The organism is Bradyrhizobium ingae (assembly GCF_055791185.1).
The window spans coordinates 1-575 of sequence record NZ_JBVUBB010000108.1 but is presented as its reverse complement, the minus strand read 5'-3'; the positions used below and the strand labels follow the sequence as shown (position 1 = coordinate 575).

Annotated in this window: 2 protein-coding genes; both read left to right on the top strand. The window is 68.9% G+C overall.

Annotated features, from left to right (window positions below):
* Positions 1–289: FG-GAP repeat domain-containing protein (locus tag ACV1FX_RS41760; RefSeq protein ID WP_473123290.1), on the top strand; the 289-nt coding region annotated here is incomplete at its 5' end.
* A 21-nt stretch (positions 290–310) separates the two neighbouring features.
* A partial coding sequence (locus ACV1FX_RS41755) for a hypothetical protein (protein ID WP_473123289.1) occupies positions 311–575 on the top strand: 265 nt, incomplete at its 3' end.

Below are 575 nucleotides of genomic sequence, written 5' to 3'. Positions count from 1 at the left end.
GTTCTGCGCCAACATGTACTCCAAGGCCGGCAACCGGGTCATCGGCAACCTCGCCGCCGACGCCTTCCCGGCGCCCGTGATGGAGAAGATGCGCCGCTTCGTCGCCGGCAGCAAGCTCCATCTGAACAAGGGCGGGCTGAAGTTCGATCAGGCCGGCAAGCGGATGCAAGTGGCGGGCGTCGGCTGGTCGTACGGGGCCTGCATGGCGGACCTGGACAACGACGGTTGGCTGGACGTGTTCGCCACCGCCGGCTTCGTCAGCCGCAGCCGCGACGAGCCCGACGGCTGAAACTGCGTCTGGCTGGCTGTCGTGTCACAGCCGTGTAACCGCAGCAGCGCCGTCACCCTGCCGGGCCGACTGGACCCCGCCCTGCGCGAGTTCTGGGTCAGCAACCCCTGGCAGATCGTCGCCAACGGGCACAACCTCAGCGCCTTCGAGCGCGACCGCTTCTTCCTCAACGTCCGGGGGCAGGACTTCCTGGACGTCAGCCACCTGACGGGGGCCGACAGCGACGGCGACGGCCGGGCGGTCGTTGCCGCCGACTTCCGCAACGGCGGCATGCTGGACCTGATCG